The sequence below is a fragment of the Sphingomonas sp. DG1-23 genome (assembly GCF_030730875.1).
GTDB lineage: Bacteria > Pseudomonadota > Alphaproteobacteria > Sphingomonadales > Sphingomonadaceae > Sphingomonas.
The window spans coordinates 498,246-512,322 of sequence record NZ_JAVAMA010000002.1 but is presented as its reverse complement, the minus strand read 5'-3'; the positions used below and the strand labels follow the sequence as shown (position 1 = coordinate 512,322).

Below are 14,077 nucleotides of genomic sequence, written 5' to 3'. Positions count from 1 at the left end.
GGCGCGAGTGACGGGGCTCGAACCCGCGACCTCCGGCGTGACAGGCCGGCGCTCTAACCAACTGAGCTACACCCGCTTGATCCAGGCGGGGCGACGCATGCCGCGATATGGAAACCGCTTCGAATGACCACGAGGAAACCCTTTTGGGGATCCCGCGTGGCGCGAGTGACGGGGCTCGAACCCGCGACCTCCGGCGTGACAGGCCGGCGCTCTAACCAACTGAGCTACACCCGCTCTCTAAGCGAGGAGGCGGCCACTAACCCCGGCTTCGGGGGGTGTCAACCGGATTGGTCACGACTTTCTCGCCGCTGCGTGCGCGTGTCGCCGGGATCGCGGATCAGCGTGCCGTGCTCGAACAGGAATCCGGCGATGTCGGGCTTGCCGGCGGCATTGAGCACGGTCTGGATGATGATCAGCAGCGGCACTGCGAGCAGCGCTCCCGGCGTGCCCCACACCCAGCCCCAGAAGCTCAGCGAGACGAGGATCAGGATCGGGCTGATCGTCAGCCGGTGCCCGACGATCAGCGGCGTCACGACATTGGCCTCGATCAGATGCGCGCCGATCATCATCACCGCGGGCAGCAGCGCCCACCAGAGATCGGCAAAGCTCATCAGCCCGCCGAGCCCGAGCAGCATCGCCGCCATCACCGGGCCGATATAGGGGATGTAGTTGAGCAACGCGACGATGCCGCCCCACATCAGCGGCGTCGGCATGCCGATCGCCCACAGCGCGCCCGCGACGATCAGCCCGAGCGTCACGTTGATCAAGGTGATCGTGCCCAAATAGGCCGAAGTGTCGTCGACCACGTCCTGGATCACCCGCGCCGTCGCCATTGCGCCGCCGAAGCTCGCGCGGCGGGTGATCGCGTTGCGCCGCAGCCGGGTCCAGCCCGACAGGAAGAAATAGATCACCAGAATCGCGAAGAACATCTCGATCAGCGCCGACGGCGCCGAGGTGGTGAACAGATCGAGCAAGGAACGCGGCGGCGGCACTGCGATCGTTTCGGGCTGGCGCACCGGCGCCGAGGCGAAATTGGTCAGCGTCTTGTCGACGAATCGCTCGAGCCGCGAATAGAAGCGGATCAGGGGCTCGAGATTGTGCTGGATCTTGGGAATGCTCTCGGGGAGCCGCTGCATCCATTGCCATGCCGGCACCACGATCGACGCCAGCGCGATATTGGCGGCGGCGAGGAACAGCAGCACGCAGACGAACGCAGCCAGTGGCGCCGGCATGCGGTGCCGCTCGAGCCATTCGAGCAGCGGCACCAGCGCGATCGCGATCACCAAAGCGGCGGTGAGCGGCAGGAAGAATGGCGAGCCCTCGCGCAATGCGAAGGGAATCGCGAACAACAGCCCCACGCCGATCATCAGGGCCAATGCCGCCATCAGCCGGTCGCGCTTGAGCCCGTCGCCGATATTCTCCAGCGGGTCGGGCGAGAGAATGGGCGCGCGCGGCGCGGCCGGGGGAATGCCCCCGTCGCGCTCGCTGCCTCCGCCCATGGCCCGCGGCTGCTCGTCCACCCTTCGTTCTCCTTCGCTCCACTGATAGGGGGCGGTTGCGCGGCCTGCAATGCAGGCTAGGTTGGCGCGATGGGCGAACTCCTGCTGGTCCTCGACGAGGGCACCACCTCCACCCGCGCAATTCTGTTCGCGCCGTCGGGCGAATGCCTCGGCAGCCAGGCCTCCGAGCTCACCCAGCATTATCCCGCGCCGGGGCTGGTCGAACATGACGCGGCGGAGATCTGGGAGCGCAGCCGCGCCTGCGCGCAGGCGATGGTCGACAAGGCCGGCGGTGCCGACCGGATCGCCGCGATCGGCATCACCAACCAGCGCGAGACGATCGTGTTCTGGGACAGGAAGACCGGCGAACCGCTCGCCCCGGCGATCGTCTGGCAGGACCGGCGCAGCGCGGCATTGTGCCGCACATGGCGCGAGGCCGGCGAGGAACCGGGGGTGCAGGCGCGTACCGGGCTGCTGCTCGACCCCTATTTCTCGGGGACCAAGATCGCCTGGGCGATGGCGAACTGGCCGCAGCTCAAGGAGGCCGGCGACCGGCTGGCGATCGGCACGATCGAGAGCTGGCTGGTGTGGAAGCTCACCGCCAACGAAAATCGGGGCGGGCTGCACGTCACCGACGCGACCAACGCCTCGCGCACCCTGCTGATGGGGCTCGGCTCGGGCGGGTGGAGCGACGGGCTGCTCGCCATGTTCTCCGCGCCGCGCGATGCCCTTCCCGAGATCGTCGATTGCGCCGGGCGCTTCGGCACCACCAATTTGTTCGGCGGCGAAATCCCGATCTGCGGGCTCGCCGGCGACCAGCAGGCCGCGACGATCGGCCAGGCCTGCTTCGCCAAGGGCGACACCAAGGCGACCTACGGCACCGGCGCTTTCGTGCTGACCAATGCGGGGAATGCCCCGCCCGCCTCGAAGAACCGCCTGCTCGCCACCGTGCTGTGGCAATTGGGCGGGCGGCGCACCTATGCGATCGAGGGCTCGGTGTTCGTCGCCGGCAGCCTGATCCAGTGGCTGCGCGATTCGATCGGGCTGATCGAGACCGCGCCCGAGACCGAGGCGCTGGCGCGATCGGTGCCCGACAATGGCGGCGTCTACCTCGTCCCGGCGTTGAGCGGGCTCGGCGCGCCGTGGTGGGAGCCCGACGCCCGCGCTGCGCTCTCCGGTCTCAGCTTCTCGAGCACCCGTGCGCACGTCGTCCGCGCCGCGCTCGAGGCTATGGCGCACCAGAGCCACGACCTCAAGACCGCCTTCGCCGCGGACGGCGCCGACTGGGCGCGGCTGCGCGTCGATGGCGGCATGGTGACCAACGACTGGATGGCGCAGGATCTTGCCGACATTCTCGGCATTCCGGTCGACCGGCCCGATTTTGCCGAGACCACGGCGCTGGGCGCAGCGATGCTGGCGGGGGTCGGCTGCGGGTTGTTCGGCGGGCTGGACGAGGCCGCGGGCATGCGGAGCGCAGGCAGGACGTTCGAGCCGAAACTGGCCGCGGATGCGCGTGCGCTGCGGCTGGCCGGCTGGAGCGCCGCCGTCGAGCGCGTCGTTCGCTGACCGTCCGAAGATGCGGTTCCACCCCGGTTACGCGCTGGTCGCGCTCGCGCTGCTTCTCATCGAAATCGCCATCGCCTTGTTCGTGCGCGACCGATTCGTCCGCCCCTATCTGGGCGACGTTATCGCGGTGATCCTCGTCTATGCGGCACTTCGGGCGACATTTCGCCTCGATGTGATTCCCGCAGCCGCGACTGCCTTTCTCGTCGCGGCCGCGATCGAGTTCGGGCAATTGTTCCGCGTGCTCGACCTGCTCGGACTCGCCGACCACCGGATCGCGCGCACGGTTCTCGGCTACGGCTTCGAGCTGAAGGATTTCGTCGCTTATGCCACGGGCGGGCTGATCGTTTTGGCCGTGGAGCGATGGCGCGCGGGACGCTAGGCCGCCGCCTCTCCCGCGAACAATGCCCGGAGCTCGGTCTTCAATATCTTGCCGTTGGCGTTGCGCGGCAGCACGTCCTTCACGAAGCGGACCTGCACCGGCACCTTGAACCCCGCCAGCCGCGCGCGTACCCAATCCTGCAGTTCGGCCTCGCTGGCCGATTTGCCCGGCGCGAGATGCACCACCGCGGCGGGCTCCTCGCCCAACGAGCGGTGCGGCACCCCGACCAATGCGCAATCGGTCACCGCCGGATGCGCGTAGAGCACGTCCTCGACTTCACTCGAATAGATGTTCTCGCCGCCGCGGATGATGATGTCCTTGGCTCGGTCCACGATGTAGAGGAACCCCTCCGCATCGAGCCGCGCGAGATCGCCGGTGCGCACCCATCCGTCGACGAAAGTCTCGGCGGTTGCCTCGGGCTTGTTCCAATAGCCCTTCACGATCATCGGCCCGCGCGCCCAGAGTTCGCCGACCTCACCGACCGGAAGCTCGCGATCGCCTTCGACCGACCGGATCTTGAGGTCCGCCGCAGCGACCGGGGGGCCGGCGCTGGTCGGCCGCGTCAGATAATCCTCGCCCGAATGCGTCGTCACCGTCGCGGTGGTCTCGGTCATCCCCCAGCCATTGCCGGGCAGCGCGCCGAACTCCTCGTAGATCCGCTTGACCAGTTCGGGCGCCGAAGGTGCGCCGCCATAAGCGATCGCCTCGAGGCTCGACAGATCGTACTCGGCCCGCGCCGGATGCTCGAGCAATTGCCATGCGATCGTCGGCACCCCGCCGGTGGCGTTGACCTTCTCGCGCTGGATGATTCCCATCGCCAGTTCGGGATCCCATTTGCGCATGAACACCAGCGTCGAGCCGGAAGCGACCGCCCCCATCATCGCCGCCGAACAGGCAGTGACGTGAAACAGCGGGATGACGAGCAGCATCACTTTGGGCTCGGGCATCGCCGGGGGAGTCTCGCCGCGGCGCAGGATCGTGCGCGCCGCGACATAGGCGCTCGACATGATGTTGGTGACGAAGTTGCGATGGGTGCCGAGCGCGCCCTTGGGGCTGCCGGTGGTGCCGCTGGTGTAGAAGATCGTCGCATCGTCGTCCGGGGCCACCTCGGCATCGGGAAAGCCGACATCGTCGAGCGTGCCCCAATCGCGCGCCGGCCCGATCAGCGATTCGAGTCCGATTGCCGGCGCCTCGAGATCGCCCTTGGCCCGGCTGACGATCACCTGATCGAGATCGGGCATGTCCTTGTAGCAATGCTTGAGCCGTTCGTGCCGCTCGCCATCGACGAACAGAAGCTTCGCGCCCGAATCCTTCATCGCATATTCGAGCTCGCCGCCGGTCCACCATGCATTGAGCGGCACCATGATCGCGCCGATGCTCACCGCCGCGAAAAAGATCGCCGGCCATTCGGGCAGGTTGCGCATCGCCAGCGCGACGCGATCGCCCTTCCCCACCCCCATCTCGACCAACTTGTGCGCGATATGCGCAGTCGCCCGGTAATTCGCCTCGAAGGTGACGCGTTCGTCCTCGTAGACGGTGAACTCGCGCGCGCCATAAGCCCGCACCATCTGGGCGAGCAGCCGGAGCGAAGGCGGCGCGTTCTTCCACACCCGCGTCGGCACGCCGCGGATGTCCACGGTCTCCATCTCGAACTTCGCGCCCGGCGCGGTGAGCAATGCCCGGGCCTGCTCCAGCGACATTTTGGGCCAGGCGGGGTCGAGCGGAACGATCGGATCGGGGGCCAAGCCTTGTCTCTCCATATGTTTCTGAACATTGGGTTTGGGCATCGCTGACCAACCGAAAGCAACGTTAGTGTTGATTCGCGTCGCGCTCAAGGCAATAGGAGATGCCGGTCGCCGATGCGCTGCAATCGGATGATTTCGAACGAGAGGTATGCCGTTCCAGATGCACATGACCCGGCCCGGACGCTACGGATTCGACGCCGCGCGGCTCGCGCGAATCGATGCGTTCCTCAAGGAGCGCTATCTCGACTCGGGCAAGCTCCCCCATGCGCAATTGCTCCTCGCCCGTGACGGCGAGATTGCGCATTTCTCGCATCAGGGCGCCGCGCGCGAAGCTGGCGCGCCGGTCGACGAGGGCACCTTGTTCCGCATCGCCTCGATGACCAAGCCGATCACCAGCCTCGCTTTCATGATGCTCGTCGAGGAAGCGAGAGTCGCGCTCGATACGCCGGTCCATCACGTCCTGCCCGAGTTCAAGGGTCTCGGCGTCTATGCCGGCGGTGGCGGCGGCGTGCCGTTCCTGACCAGGGCGACGACCGAGCCGATGCGGATGGTCGATCTGCTCCGCCACACCTCGGGGCTGACCTACAGCTTCCAGAACCGCACCAATGTCGACGCCGCCTATCGCGAGTCGAAGATGGAGAATTGGCACGGCAATCTGACGCTCGACGAATTCGTCGCGGCGCTGGGCAGATTGCCGCTCGAATTCTCGCCGGGCGCCGAATGGAATTATTCGGTGTCGACCGACGTGCTCGGCGCGGTGGTCGAGCGGGTCTCGGGGATGCAGCTCGATCGCTTCTTCGTCGAGCGCATTTTCGGTCCGCTGGGGATGAACGACACTTTCTTCGCGGTGCCAGCGGAGAAGATCGACCGCCTTGCCGATTGCTGGGCGCTCGACGAGAAGACCGGCAAGCGGATGCTCTACGATCGCGGCGATGCCTCGGCCTGGTCGCGTTTCCCGAGGCTGGTCTCGGGCGGCGGCGGCCTCGTCTCGACGGCGCTCGACTATCATCGCTTCTGCACGATGTGCCTCAATGGCGGCGTGCTCGACGGCGTCCGGCTGGTCAGTCCCAAGACGATCGCACTGATGACGACGAACCATCTGCCCGGCAGTTCGGACCTCGCGACGATGTCGCGTTCGCTGTTCAGCGAGGCGACCAATGCCGGCACCGGTTTCGGGCTCGGCTTCGCGGTGACCACCGATGTCGCGCGGACGCTGGTTCCCGGATCGGTGGGCGAATATTATTGGGGCGGGATGTTCTCGACGGCGTTCTTCGTCGATCCGGTCGAACGCATCCACATGGTGTTCATGACCCAGTTCACCCCGTCGATGCGCTACCCGATCCGCCGCGAGCTCAAGACCCTGATCTATTCGGCGCTGACCTGATGGCCTGGGCCTTCCTTGATCCACGCGAAGGCGTGAAGAAGTTGTTCGCGCAACGCCGCGACGACGCAACGAGGGTGTACGGCCGCGTCAGCGGAATCTTCACTCTCAGCCGGAAATCGGAGCCGCTGACGCGGCCATACCTTCCCTCGCAGCCACCGCTCGTCGCGGCGTTGCGCGAACCAGATCTTCCTTCTTCGCGCCTTCGCGCGAATCATAAATGGAGCCCGAAATGACTTCCCCCATCATCACCAGCCGCCAGGGCGACGTCCTGATCCTCACCTCGGACAATCCGCCGGTGAACGCGCTCGGCGCCGCGGTCCGCCAGGGGCTGCAGGCCGGGATCGAGGAAGCGAAGCGCGACGAGAGCATCAAGGCGGTGGTGATCATCGCTGCGGGCAAGACCTTCTTCGCCGGCGCCGACATCACCGAATTCGGCAAGGCGATGCAGGAGCCCTCGCTGCCGGTGCTGGTCGACCAGATCGAGGCGCTCGACAAGCCGGTGATCGCCGCGGTCCACGGCACGGCGCTGGGCGGCGGTTGCGAAGTCGCATTGGCCTCCCACTATCGCATCGCCGTCCCCAGCGCGAAGTTCGGGCTGCCCGAAGTCAAGCTCGGCATCCTGCCCGGCGCCGGCGGGACCCAGCGCATGCCGCGCGTCGCGGGCGTCGAAACCGCGCTCGAACTCGCCACCAAGGGCGATCCGATCTCGGCCGAACAGGCCAAGGCCGTCGGCCTCGTCGATCGTATCGCGACCGAGGGCAATCTCCTCGCCGACGCGGTCGCCTTCGCCCAGGAAGTCATCGGCAAGCCGGTGTCTCGTTCGTCCGAGCGCCCGGTCGCCGTCGATCCGACGGTGTTCGAAACCTTCCGCAAGACCAACGCCAAGCGCTTCCGCGGGCTCGACGCCCCCGCGACGATCATCGACCTGATCGAGCAGACCGCGGGCAAGCCCTACGCCGAGGGTGTCCAGGCCGAGCGGATGGGCTTCATGAAGCTCATCATGGGCACCCAGTCGGCGGCGCTGCGCCACATCTTCTTCGCCGAGCGCAAAGCCGCCAAGATCGACGGCATCGCCGAGGATTTGCAGCTCCGCGACATCAAGCGCGTCGGCGTGATCGGCGCCGGCACGATGGGCGGCGGCATCTCGATGAACTTCCTCACTGCGGGCGTGCCCGTGACCATCGTCGAGATGGCGCAGGACGCGCTCGACCGCGGCACCGGCGTGATCCGCAAGAACTATGAAGCGACCGCCGCCAAGGGCCGGATGACCGCCGAGCAGGTCGAAGGTGCGATGGGGCTGCTCAAACCGAGCCTCGACCTCGACGATCTCGCCGAGTGCGACCTGATCATCGAGGCGGTCTATGAGAATATGGACGTCAAGAAGGACATCTTCGCCAAGCTCGACAAGATCGCCAGGCCGGGCGCGATCCTCGCCTCCAACACCTCCTATCTCAATATCGACGAGATCGCCGCGGTGACCAGCCGTCCGCAGGACGTGCTCGGCCTGCACTTCTTCTCGCCCGCGAACGTGATGAAGCTGCTCGAGATCGTCCGCGGCGCGAAGACCGCCGACGACGTGCTCGCAACGGCTATGGCGGTCTCGAAGAAGATCAGGAAAGTCGCGGTGATCGCCGGCGTCTGCTACGGTTTCATCGGAAACCGCATGCTGATGCCGCGCCAGGTCGAGGCCAACAAGATGCTGCTCGAAGGCGCCACGCCCGAGCAGATCGACAAGGTCCATGTCGCCTTCGGCATGCCGATGGGTCCGTTCCAGATGGCCGACCTCGCCGGGGTCGACATCGGCTGGCATCGCGACCCCAACCGCATCGAGAATATCCGCGACGCGCTCGCCGCCGAAGGCCGCTGGGGCCAGAAGAAGAGCGCCGGCTTCTACGATTATGACGAGAAGCGCACCCCGTCGAACAGCCCGCGCGTCGCCGAACTGATCGAGGAATGGCGTGGCAAGCTGAACGTGCCGAGCCACGAGATCACCGAGGAGGAGATCGTCGTCCGTACGCTCTACACCATGGTCAACGAAGGCGCGCTGATCCTCGCCGAGGGCATGGCCCAGCGCGCGTCCGATATCGATGTGGTGTGGGTCTATGGCTATGGCTGGCCCCCGTATCGCGGCGGGCCGATGTTCTGGGCCGATACCGAGGGCCTCAAGAAGATCGTCGAGGGGCTGGAGAAATACGGCTTCGAAGTCGCCCCTCTGCTCCGCGAGAAGGCGGAAAAGGGCGAGAAGTTCAACAAGTGACGGGCGAAACGCCCGCACAAATCATTGCGTCACCCCGGACTTGTTCCGGGGTCCACCGCGCCGCCGGGCACCGGTCTGGAACATCCGGACGGGCGCTCGCGGCACAGTGGATGCCGGAATAAATTCGGCATGGCGGTGGGAGGATCTGAGATGTCTGAAACCAACCTCGATCAATTCCGCGCCGAGACCCGGGCATGGCTCGAAGCCAATTGCCCGGAGACGATGCGCACCCCGATGCGCGGCGAGAAGGACGCGACCTGGGGCGGCCGCAACCCCGTCTACGCCCACCCCGACCAGAAGCTCTGGATGGACCGGATGGGCGCACGCGGCTGGACGGTGCCCGACTGGCCGAGCGAATATGGCGGCGGCGGGCTCGGCCCGGCCGAGACCAAGATCCTTCGCGAGGAAATGGCGCGGCTCAAATGCCGCAACCCGCTCAACAGCTTCGGCATCTCGATGCTCGGGCCGGCGCTGCTGAAATACGGCACCGAAGCGCAGAAACTCGAGCATCTGCCGAAGATCGCGCGCGGCGAGATCCGCTGGTGCCAAGGCTATAGCGAGCCCAATGCCGGCTCCGACCTTGCCGGGCTCGCCACCTCCGCCGACGATGCCGGCGACCATTATGTCGTCAACGGCCAGAAGGTGTGGACCAGCTATGCCGATCAGGCCGACTGGATCTTCTGCCTCGTCCGCACCGACAAGACCAGCAAGCAGGGCGGGATCAGCTTCGTTCTGTTCGACATGGCCAGCGAAGGCGTGTCGACCAGGCCGATCCTGCTGATCAGCGGATATTCGCCGTTCTGCGAGACGTTTTTCGACAATGTGAAAGTCCCCAAGGCCAATCGCGTTCATGACGAGAACAAGGGCTGGGACGTCGCCAAATATCTGCTCGGGCACGAGCGCGAGATGATCTCGGGAATGGGGCTCGCCAGCCGCGGCGAAGACCCCTTGATCGAAGCGGCGCGCAAGGGCGTCGACCCGATCCTGCGCGCGCAGATCGCGTTGTTCCAGGTCCGCTCGCAGGCGTTCAAGGCGATGTCCGAGCGGTTCATCGACGAGCTCAAGGCCGGCAAGGCGCACCCCGCCCAGCCCTCGATGATGAAATATTACGGTACCGAGCTGAACAAGGCGCGCCACGAATTGCAGATGGCCACGGGCGGCAGCGACGCGCTCGAATGGGAGAGCGAGGCCTCGAACCACGGCGCCGCGCCGCGCGCTTGGCTGCGCACCAAGGCCAATTCGATCGAAGGCGGCACCAGCGAGATCCAGCTCAACATCATCGCCAAGCGGATATTGGATTTGCCGAGCTAACTCCCTCTCCCCTTCAGGGAAGAGGGCCGAGGAGAGGGGCAAGTGCAGTGCCTTCTCGATAGCCCCCTCTCCCCGACCCTCTCCCCGCAAGCGGAGAGAGAGAAAGAAAGAAGCCCATGCCCCTCTACCTCACCGACGAACAGCAAATGCTCCGCGACACCGCGAAAGACTTCGTCGCCGAGCACGCGCCGGTCAGCCATATGCGGGCCTTGCGCGATGCGAACGACGCCACCGGCTTCAGCCGCGACCTGTGGAAGTCCTTCGCCGAGCTCGGCCTGACCGGGATCCTGATCCCGGAGAGCGAAAACGGCCTCGGGCTCGGCCAGGTCGAGGCGGGGGTGGTGCTCGAGGAGATCGGCCGCAACCTCTCGCCCTCGCCGTTCCTCATCACCGCCGTCGCCGCGGTCGAGGCGCTCAAGGGCACCCCGCATGCCGCGTGCTGGTTCCCCGGCATCCTCGCCGGCGACACCGTCGCCGCGATCGCGATCGACGAGCACGCCAAGCATGACGGCAAGATCGCGATGCAGGCCGAGCGTTCGGGCAATGGCTTCCGCCTCACCGGCGCCAAGCAGTTCGTCGCGCACGGCCATGTCGCCGACCTGCTCCTCGTCGCCGCGGCGACCGATCACGGCACCACCTTGTTCGCCGTCCCCACCGACGCCAAAGGGCTCACCGCCGATCCGCAGCGCCTCGCCGATGCCAGCCTCGCGGCGCGCCTGACCTTCGACGGCGTCGAGGTGGATGCCGACGCAGTGGTCGGTGAAGTCGATCAGGGCGATGGCCCCCTCGCCCGCTTGCTCTCGGCCGGCCGCACCGGCGCTTCGGCCGAATTGCTCGGGGTCGGCGGCGGCGCGATGGACAGGACCGTCGCCTATCTCAAGGAGCGCAAGCAGTTCGGCCAGCTTATCGGCAGCTTCCAGGCGCTCCAGCACCGCGCCGCGCACCTCTATAGCGAGATGGAAGTCGCCCGTGCCGCAGTGCTCAAGGCGCAGCAATTGCTCGACGCCGGCGAGGATGCTTCGAACGCAGTTTCGGTCGCCAAGGCGATGACCGGACTCGCCGCCACGCTGGCGGTGCAGGAGGGCATCCAGATGCACGGCGGCATCGGCATGACCGACGAATATGATATCGGCTTCTACATGAAGCGCGCACGAGTCCTCGCCGAATTGTTCGGCGACAGCAATTTTCACGCCGATGCGCTGGCGCAGGGGGCAGGATATTGATGCGCGCCGCGTCACCCCGGCGAACGCCGGGGCCTCAGGCCGTGCGCACCATGCCTGAGGCACGCGGTCCCGGCGTTCGCCGGGATGACGGAAGGTAGAATGCATGGCTGAACCCACGCCCACAGAGCTCGTCGCCCAGCTCACCACCTTGCTCGACGTCGAGGAGATCGATACCGATCTCTATCGCGGTCCCCGGCTTCCCGGCGGTGTCGGCCGCGTCTTCGGCGGGCAGGTCATCGCGCAGGCGCTCCAGGCCGCACAGCGCTCGGTGAGCGGCGCCGAGGGCGGCGACAAGATCGCGCACTCGCTCCACGCCTATTTCATGCGTCCCGGCGACGAGAACCACCCGATCATCTATCGCATCGTCCGCGATTTCGAGGGCCGCAGCTTCGCCACCCGCCGGATCATCGCGATGCAGAAGGGCCGGCCGATCCTCAACATGGCGGCCTCGTTCCAGCTGCCCGCCGAAGGGCTCCACCATCAGGACGCGATGCCCGACGTTCCCGATCCCGATGCGCTCCGTTCGGAGCGCGAATTGCGCGAGCAGATCCGCGATCAGGTTCCCGAGAAATTCCGCCGTTTCTTCCTGCGCGCCCGCCCGATCGAGATCCGCCCGGTCAATCCGCGCAACTGGTTCGCGCCCGACGAGATCGAACCCGTGCAGCACAGCTGGTTCCGCGTCGTCGCGCCGCTCCCCGACGATCTCGCGCTCCACCGCGCGATGCTCGCTTATGCCAGCGACATGACTCTGCTCGGCACCTGCCTGCTCCCCCATGGAGTCAGCTGGATGACCGGCGAGGTCCAGACCGCGAGCCTCGACCACGCAATCTGGCTGCACGAGCCGTTCCGCTTCGATGAATGGCTGCTCTACACCACCGACAGCCCGTGGGCCGGCCATGCGCGGGGCTTCAACCGCGGCAAGATCTATGCGCGCGACGGCCGGCTGGTGGCGAGCGTCGCGCAGGAAGGGCTGATCCGCTTGCGTAACGACCGCGAATAGCTGCTAAAGAGTGGCGCATGACGACGCGCCGCTTCCCCTATGTCACGCTCGATGTGTTCACCGACACCCGATTCGGCGGCAATCCGCTCGCGGTGTTCACCACCGCCGAAGGGCTGAGCGACGTCGAGATGCAGGCACTCGCCGCCGAGATGAATTACAGCGAGACGACCTTCGTCCTGCCGCCGGCCGACCCGGCCAACACCGCCCGCGTGCGCATCTTCCATCGCACCGCCGAGATGCCCTTCGCCGGGCATCCCAATGTCGGCACCGGCTATGTCCTCGCCGGCCTGCGCCCGGAGGCCGGCGACGTGCTCCGCTTCGAGGAGATTGCCGGCCTCGTCGAGATCCGCATCGAACGCGATACCGAGGGCCGTCCCACCGGCGCCGAGATCGACGCGCCACAGCCGCTCCAGATCCTCGGCACGTTGCCGGCCGAGGCGATCGCGTCGTGCATCGGCCTCGCCGCTGCCGACCTCGTGGCCAATTCGCACCTACCCACTCGCGCCAGCGTCGGCGTCGATTTCACGCTGGTCGAAGTCACCGCAGAGGCGCTGTCCCTCGCGCTCCCGGACATCGCCACGTATCGCAGCGTCGCCGAGGCGCATCTCGGCGCCGGCGACCGCCTCTCGATCTTCCTCTATGCCCGCGACGGCCGTCATATCCGTGCGCGCATGTTTTCGCCGCTGTCGGGCACATGGGAGGATCCGGCGACTGGCAGCGCCAATGCGGCCCTCGCCGCCCTGCTGCTGTCGATCCACGGCGGCGACGAAGCCCGTTTCGACGTCATCCAGGGCGTGGAGATGGGCCGACCCAGCAATTTGCACCTCCGCGCGTGGCGCACCGCGGAAGGCATCCGCGCCAGCGTCGGCGGACGATGCGTCCCCGTGCTGCGCGGCGAGGCTCTGCTCTAGAAAGCGGGCTTGCCGAATTCCTGCCGCGTCACCGGGTGGCTCGACGACAATCCGCCATCGACCACCCAGGCCTGGCCGTTGACATAGCTCGCCGCATCGCTGGCGAGGAACAGCGCCACGCGCGCGATTTCCTCGGGCACGCCGGCGCGGCGCAGCGGATTGAGCCGGCCGAGCTTGTCCTCCTTGCCGACCTCGCGGGCATATTCGAACGCGCGCGCGGTCATCCCGGTCTCGATCAGACCGGGGCAGATCGCATTGACTCGAACGTTCGAAGTCGCAAGTTGCTGCGCCGCGGTGTGGACGAGGTTGATCACCCCTGCCTTGCTCGCCGAATAAGCCGGCCCGCCCGCGCCCGAACGCAGCCCCGCCACGCTCGCGGTGCACAGTATCGCCCCGCCACCGGTCACCTTGGCCCGCTCGACGATCTTCGGGCCGGCATGCTTGATCGCCAGCGCCGGGCCGATCAGGTTCACCCGCAGCACTTCGGTCCAGAGCTCGACGGTCGAGTCGAAGATGCCCGAAGCGCCGCCCGAGATCCCGGCATTGGCGAAGAACACGTCCAGCCCGCCGAAGCGATCGCACGCCGTGGCGACCAGCCGCTCGACATCGCCTTCGTCGCCCGCGTCGACCTCCAAGGCGAGCGCGCCGCCCAGGCCGGCGACCGTGTCGTGCACCGCTTCGCTCAGATCGGCGGCGACGACCCGCGCGCCCTCTTCGGCGAACAGGCGCGCAGTGGCGCGGCCGATCCCCGATCCCGCCCCGGTGACGATGACGACCTTGTCGTTGAAGCGCATAAACCCTC

At 66.9% G+C, this 14,077-nt stretch carries 11 protein-coding genes and 2 tRNA genes; 8 read left to right on the top strand and 5 right to left on the bottom strand.

Annotated elements, in window-relative coordinates; genetic code table 11:
* Positions 1 to 2 precede the first annotated feature (2 nt).
* From Q9Q95_RS05470 to Q9Q95_RS05460, 3 genes are all read right to left on the bottom strand, one after another.
* Positions 3 to 76: transfer RNA gene (locus Q9Q95_RS05470), tRNA-Asp, on the bottom strand.
* 81 nt (positions 77 to 157) lie between these two features.
* Positions 158 to 234 (bottom strand) — tRNA-Asp (locus Q9Q95_RS05465).
* A gap of 44 nt (positions 235 to 278) precedes the next feature.
* Positions 279 to 1,385, bottom strand: coding sequence for an AI-2E family transporter (locus Q9Q95_RS05460; protein WP_306094703.1), 1,107 nt, complete (start codon positions 1,383 to 1,385; stop codon positions 279 to 281).
* 204 nt (positions 1,386 to 1,589) lie between these two features.
* Between Q9Q95_RS05460 and Q9Q95_RS05455 the strand changes: the two genes are divergently transcribed.
* On the top strand, positions 1,590 to 3,065 hold the full coding sequence (locus Q9Q95_RS05455) for a glycerol kinase GlpK (RefSeq protein WP_306094668.1): 1,476 nt from the start codon (positions 1,590 to 1,592) through the stop codon (positions 3,063 to 3,065).
* 10 nt (positions 3,066 to 3,075) lie between these two features.
* Positions 3,076 to 3,444 (top strand): DUF2809 domain-containing protein, encoded by a 369-nt coding sequence (locus tag Q9Q95_RS05450; protein WP_306094667.1) that lies wholly within the window; start codon positions 3,076 to 3,078, stop codon positions 3,442 to 3,444.
* Here Q9Q95_RS05450 and Q9Q95_RS05445 read toward each other — a convergent pair.
* A complete protein-coding gene (locus tag Q9Q95_RS05445; RefSeq protein ID WP_371876687.1) occupies positions 3,441 to 5,204 on the bottom strand; it encodes a class I adenylate-forming enzyme family protein in 1,764 nt (587 codons plus the stop codon). The two genes, Q9Q95_RS05450 and Q9Q95_RS05445, sit on opposite strands and share 4 nt — an antisense overlap.
* 133 nt (positions 5,205 to 5,337) lie before the next feature.
* Here Q9Q95_RS05445 and Q9Q95_RS05440 point away from each other — a divergent pair, with 133 nt between their 5' ends.
* The 6 genes from Q9Q95_RS05440 to Q9Q95_RS05415 all read left to right on the top strand — a co-directional run bounded on the left by Q9Q95_RS05440 (position 5,338) and on the right by Q9Q95_RS05415 (position 13,275).
* A complete protein-coding gene (locus Q9Q95_RS05440; RefSeq protein ID WP_306094665.1) occupies positions 5,338 to 6,573 on the top strand; it encodes a serine hydrolase in 1,236 nt (411 codons plus the stop codon).
* A gap of 229 nt (positions 6,574 to 6,802) precedes the next feature.
* Positions 6,803 to 8,830, top strand: coding sequence for a 3-hydroxyacyl-CoA dehydrogenase NAD-binding domain-containing protein (locus tag Q9Q95_RS05435; RefSeq protein WP_306094664.1), 2,028 nt, complete (start codon positions 6,803 to 6,805; stop codon positions 8,828 to 8,830).
* Between the two features lie 150 nt (positions 8,831 to 8,980).
* On the top strand, positions 8,981 to 10,141 hold the full coding sequence (locus Q9Q95_RS05430; protein WP_306094662.1) for an acyl-CoA dehydrogenase family protein: 1,161 nt from the start codon (positions 8,981 to 8,983) through the stop codon (positions 10,139 to 10,141).
* A gap of 116 nt (positions 10,142 to 10,257) precedes the next feature.
* Positions 10,258 to 11,364, top strand: a complete 1,107-nt coding sequence (locus Q9Q95_RS05425; RefSeq protein ID WP_306094660.1) for an acyl-CoA dehydrogenase family protein — start codon at positions 10,258 to 10,260, stop codon at positions 11,362 to 11,364.
* A gap of 103 nt (positions 11,365 to 11,467) precedes the next feature.
* Complete coding sequence (locus Q9Q95_RS05420; protein WP_306094658.1) at positions 11,468 to 12,364, top strand: acyl-CoA thioesterase II; 897 nt, start codon at positions 11,468 to 11,470, stop codon at positions 12,362 to 12,364.
* Positions 12,365 to 12,381: 17 nt separating this feature from the next.
* The gene (locus tag Q9Q95_RS05415) at positions 12,382 to 13,275 is read left to right on the top strand and encodes a PhzF family phenazine biosynthesis protein (RefSeq protein WP_306094657.1); all 894 of its coding nucleotides are present in this window, start codon (positions 12,382 to 12,384) and stop codon (positions 13,273 to 13,275) included.
* Here the strand turns inward: Q9Q95_RS05415 and Q9Q95_RS05410 are convergent.
* Entirely contained in the window at positions 13,272 to 14,069 is a 798-nt protein-coding gene (locus tag Q9Q95_RS05410) for an SDR family NAD(P)-dependent oxidoreductase (RefSeq protein ID WP_306094655.1), read from the bottom strand. The genes Q9Q95_RS05415 and Q9Q95_RS05410 overlap by 4 nt on opposite strands.
* Between the last annotated feature and the right edge of the window lie 8 nt (positions 14,070 to 14,077).